A 4,872-nucleotide genomic window follows, 5' to 3' on the forward strand; every position below is an offset into this window, starting at 1 on the left:
GACTCAACTTCCGTAATAACCGATTGTGACAGTTAAGGGTGCGGAATGTGAGTTATAGAATATTTATTAAAATGGTAAAGTTATACGTAAATTAGATATAGTGATCCGCTTTGATTATTGAACTGACTTGCGTAGGCTGGGAGTAGGGAGTAGGCTTCGCCGTGAGCGTCAGCCGTTAGCCTAGCTTCCCGAAGGGTACGGGAGTAGGGAGTAGGGAGTAAGCCTTTTCGATTGGTACTTAATTTGTTCAAAAATCAAATAGGAGTCCTATAAGAATTTATTTATACGTAGCTATGTTTGTTAAATCTTCATCAACGCACCGGGACCAAGGGGTAAACCCAAGATAAACCAAATAATCAATAGGATAGACCAACCTAATAAAAAGGCGATCGCATAAGGTAACATCATGGCAATTAATGTACCAATGCCTAAATCTTTGTCGTATTTTTGCCCGAATGCTACCACTACCGGGAAATAAGGCATCAATGGCGTAATAATATTAGTCGTCGAATCACCAATACGGTATGCTGCTTGGGTTAACTCTGGGGAATAACCCATTAACATAAACATCGGTACAAATACAGGGGCCATAATTGCCCATTTTGCTGATGCTGAACCTACAAATAAGTTGAGCAGCATACTGACTAAGATGAATAATATTAGTAATGGTGCGCCTGTAATTCCTGTAGATTGTAGAAATTTAGCCCCATTGATTGCCATAATGGCCCCTAAATTACTCCAACTAAAATAGGCAATAAATTGGGCAGCAACAAACGCTAAAACAATGTAATAGCCCATAATACTCATGGAGTTACTTAAGGCTTTGGCAACATCTTTATCATTATGAATTGTGCCTGCGGCTTTACCATAAAAAATACCTGGTATGAGAAAAGCCAAGGCAATAATAAACACGATACTATCTAGAAAAGGTGAAGGGATAATTGTAAAGGTTTCCGGGTTACGTAAAATGCCTTGGGGCGGTAATACCATTACTAGCAAAAAAGCTGTAAATGCTAATAGAGAATACCCTGCCCAGCGTAAACCTTTATTTTCTGCTACGCTGAGTTGTGCCATTGGAAAATCTATTTCACCCTGATAATTACCTAATCTTGGTTCAACAATTTTTTCGGTAATTATCCAGCCAATTATAGTAATCAAAAAGGTAGAAACTGCCATAAAATAATAGTTAGCAGTGGCATTTATTTGATAATTAGGGTTTATTAAAACTATTGCACTTTGGGTAATTCCCGCCAATAAAGGGTCTAGAGAACTAATGACTAAATTGGCACTAAAACCACCGGATACACCAGCAAAAGCCGCAGCTAAACCCGCCAAAGGATGTCGTCGAAAAGCTAAAAAGATAATTGCGCCTAGAGGTACAAGGACTACATAGCCAGCATCAGCTGCAATGTTTGCCATGATACCAGCAAATACCACCACAGGACAGATAAATTGACTGGGGGCAATTAAAACAATTTTGCGGAGTAAAGCCGAAAGTAAACCTGTGGCTTCAGCAACTCCGACACCCAACATGGCAACTAATACAGTACCGAGTGGGGGAAAATCAGTAAAATTTTTCACTGCTGAGGTGAAAATGCGGCGGATACCATCAGGTGTCAGCAGAGATACCGCAGCAATGGTTTCACTGGTTCCAGGTTGGATAACAGAGAGATTGAAATCAGCTGCGATCGCACTTACTATAATTACCAGCAAAGATAATAATAAAAATAGCGTCAGGGGGTCGGGTAATTTATTCCCCACAGATTCAATAAAGGCTAAAGCCTGTCCCAACCAAGCAAATTTTTCACTTTTTTGAGGTTCTTGAGGAGAATTCATGCCAAACCTACCAAGGACTGATTTTATTATTGTGTCCGCAAGTGACGACTACGCACCCGTTCCGCGCTACCTGTAGGAATCGAAGCAATTAATTTTTGTGTATATGCTTCCTTGGGTTCGAGGTAAATACTTTCGGCTGTCCCTTGTTCGACAATTTGACCGCGATTCATCACTAAAATGCGATCGCTCATAAATTTCACTACACTTAAATCATGGGAAATGAAGATATAAGTCAGTTGAAATTCATCCTGTAATTCTTTCAATAGATTTAATACTTGGGCTTGTACCGACACATCTAACGCCGAAACCGACTCGTCACAGATAATAAATTTGGGATTTAAAGCCAAAGAACGAGCAATACAAACCCGTTGGCGTTGACCTCCAGAAAACTGATGTGGGTAACGGTTCATTGCATCGGCGCTTAAACCCACTCTTTCTAATAGTTCGGCCACCCGTTCTCGCCGTTGTCGCTTTGTTTTACCCACAGAGTGAATGAGCAACGGTTCCATTACCGCTTCCCCAATTTTCATGCGAGGATCTAGGGAACTAAAGGGATTTTGGAAGACGATTTGCATTTCTCGCCGCAGTTTCTGTAATGCTTCACCTTTGAGGGTAGTTATATCTCGTCCCTCAAAAATTATTTGACCACTCATTGGTTCAATTAAGCGCAGCAAACTTCTACCAAGGGTAGTTTTACCACAACCAGATTCACCAACCAAACCCAATGTTTCCCCTGGTTTGACATCAAAAGAAACACCATTAACTGCCATGTGGTAGCGTTTTGTTCCCCCAAACACACCCCGGATGGGAAACCCTACCTGGAGGTCACGAATTTCTAATAAAGGAGACTTGTCATTTAAACTCGCCCATCGTTGAGTGAGTTCCTCGGTACTAACTTCTGCGGGACGCGCAGGTTCTTTCGCCTGAATTATGATATTGCCTGTGGGTGTTTCCTCCACATTCATGTAGTCAGAAACTGTGAGGAGTTTTTGGGGACGACGGTTGAGTGTGGGACGGCAAGCTACCAAGCCCTTAGTATAGGGATGCTGGGGATTACTAAAAATTTGTTCTGCTGCACCTTGTTCGACAACTTTGCCTTTGTACATCACCGCTACTTGGTCAGCAATTTCCGAAATTAGTCCCAAGTCGTGGGTGATAAATATCATTGCCATATCCCGACTTTGCTGCAATTCTCCCAATAACTCCAGAATTGTGGCTTGTACCGTCACATCTAAAGCGGTAGTTGGTTCATCAGCAATCAACAGTAATGGGTTGCAAGAAATGGCCATTGCAATCATCACCCGTTGTAACTGACCTCCAGATAGTTGGTGTGGATAACGTTCTAAGACAGCTTCTTTGTGCTGCTTAACTAACCTTGCCAGCCTGGAGTCATCTAATTGTGATGAATTGGGGTTATTTTGATGCCAGGTTTCAATACACTGCTTTTGGATCACATCATCACTAGGAAGCAGTTTAACCTCTTGCAAACCTGCGATCGCAATTCTTTTGGCTTCAGCGACAGACACATTTTGATGTCGCAGAATTGCTTCAGTTAACTGAAATCCAATAGTGTACACCGGATTGAGCGAACTCATGGGTTCTTGAAAAATCATGGCAATGTCGCCACCCCGGTGTAACTGCATTTCTTCAGGAGACAATTGCACCAAATCAATTGTTTGAGCATTGGCTTGGGGACGAAAACAGACTTCACCACCGCTAATTCTACCGGGACTTTGCAACAATCCCATCACAGCCAGTGATGTTACCGATTTACCACTACCCGATTCTCCTACTATTCCTAGGGTTTCACCTCGATTAATCTGAAAGGATATATCATCCACAGCTTTGACAATACCGCCATCACCGGAAAATTCAACTTGTAGATTACGCACCTCTAGGACAGTTTCTTTCATAGGATTTAGGTAAAATTATTTGGATTTTAGCAACAGTTTTGATGCTAGATCACTAGTATTGAGATGTTGTACCCAAGTTTACTGATTTTTGCTCTGCTCTTGGGGATTTTTACAAAAAGTATATCTTACACCCCAGAGAACTAAAGATATATTGATCAGAAATTAAGACTAAAATTTTCCTCTGCCAAATTTATCAGTTTTATAATTTTGCTAGGGCAACGAATAAAGCGGGAAATTAAATATAAGTCGATGAGCATTGACTAAAACGTTTCAAAAGTATACTAATCAAGCTCATTTACCCGATTTTAGAAGCTGTCGTTGCCCAAAAAACATCTCTTCACAGGCAGCCAAAAGATATGGATATGTCAAATGTTACTACTTTGCAAAATTTAGAAGCTGCCTTTGGCGGTGAATCGATGGCCAACCGCAAGTATCTATTTTTTGCTGAAGTCGCGCGCAAACTTGGATATAAAGACTTGGCAAAACTTTTTCAAGAAACCGCACAACAGGAAACAGAACACGCCTTTGCACATTTTGTTTTGTTGCATCCAGAACTTGTGGTAAAAGATGCCAATGCTTTAACGGCAGCACAAAAGCAAGAAATTATGTCACGGTGTTTATCTTTAGCCATTGAAGGCGAGACTTACGAATATACTACAATGTATCCTGATTTTGCCGCCTCAGCCCAACGCGATCACAATGATGCCGCTGTAGCAGAATTTCTCAAGCAAGCCAAAGAATCTACTGATCATGCCGACACATTTCGCGCAGCTGCCCATAATTTTGGTTTACTCAAGTTTGTCGAACATTACCATGCTGACCGCTACGCTGAAGCTTTGGAAGTCCTAAACGGAGGACAACCCGTAACTAAGGTTGTAGATACAGATCCCAAAACTCAAAAATGGATTTGCCGACAATGCAGCATGATTTACGACCCCGTAACTGGTGATCCTGATTCGGGAATTGCTCCTGGTACAGCTTTTGCAGACATTCCCGATGATTGGCAATGTCCCATCTGCGGTGCTAGTAAAAAGACTTTTAAACCACTTGAGGAGAAAGCTGCCATCTAAGATGCAGGGGGGGTAGGGGGGCAGCACTTCGGCTACGCTCAGTGGACGGGGGT

3 protein-coding genes are annotated in these 4,872 nt (G+C 41.9%); 1 reads left to right on the forward strand and 2 read right to left on the reverse strand.

The features are described from left to right. Nucleotides 1–300: 300 nt before the first annotated feature. On the reverse strand, nucleotides 301–1,836 hold the full coding sequence (locus ACM0OS_RS28320; protein ID WP_414546508.1) for an AbgT family transporter: 1,536 nt from the start codon (nucleotides 1,834–1,836) through the stop codon (nucleotides 301–303). 26 nt (nucleotides 1,837–1,862) lie between these two features. Further along, nucleotides 1,863–3,749 (reverse strand): ABC transporter ATP-binding protein, encoded by a 1,887-nt coding sequence (locus ACM0OS_RS28325; protein ID WP_414546509.1) that lies wholly within the window; start codon nucleotides 3,747–3,749, stop codon nucleotides 1,863–1,865. Nucleotides 3,750–4,105: 356 nt separating this feature from the next. On the opposite strand from ACM0OS_RS28325, the gene ACM0OS_RS28330 reads away from it, so the two are divergent. Further along, nucleotides 4,106–4,819, forward strand: coding sequence for a rubrerythrin family protein (locus ACM0OS_RS28330; protein WP_414546510.1), 714 nt, complete (start codon nucleotides 4,106–4,108; stop codon nucleotides 4,817–4,819). Nucleotides 4,820–4,872: the final 53 nt, after the last annotated feature.

It is taken from the genome of Nostoc sp. CCY0012 (assembly GCF_963920855.1).
Taxonomy (GTDB): Bacteria; Cyanobacteriota; Cyanobacteriia; order Cyanobacteriales; family Nostocaceae; genus Cyanocohniella.